The 420-nt window shown below is 41.0% G+C and carries 1 protein-coding gene; it reads left to right on the top strand.

The genetic code is table 11. The annotated features are described in order from the left end of the window. Window positions 1-32: 32 nt before the first annotated feature. Window positions 33-420, top strand: a 388-nt coding sequence (locus HC175_RS19315; protein ID WP_235942693.1) for a lipoate--protein ligase family protein, incomplete at its 3' end; no start/stop codon positions are given.

Below are 420 nucleotides of genomic sequence, written 5' to 3'. Positions count from 1 at the left end.
ACATCTTTAAGCACATCAAAGAGGATTGTTTTATGCTGTGGCGAAATGATAACGCTATTATTGTAGGCAAACATCAAAATACCTTAGCCGAGATCAACCATGAGTATGTGAAAGAGAAAAATATCAAGGTTGTAAGGCGACTTTCGGGAGGTGGCGCTGTATACCATGACCTGGGTAATCTCAACTTTTCCTTTACCCGTACCGGCGACAACTATGAAATGATAGATTTTGAGCGATATACGTTGCCAATAATCGCAGTGCTGAAGGAGCTGGGAGTAAATGCCAAATTTGAGGGACGAAATGATCTCATTATTGAGGGTAAAAAGTTTTCGGGTAATGCAGAGCATGTATTCAAGAACAAGGTCCTTCATCATGGGACCTTGCTATTTTCTTCGGAAATGAAAGATGTTAGCGGTGCAT

It is taken from the genome of Salinimicrobium oceani (genome assembly GCF_012037645.1).
The sequence above is the reverse complement of the archived record's forward strand: the minus strand, read 5'-3'. Positions and strand labels throughout refer to the sequence as shown.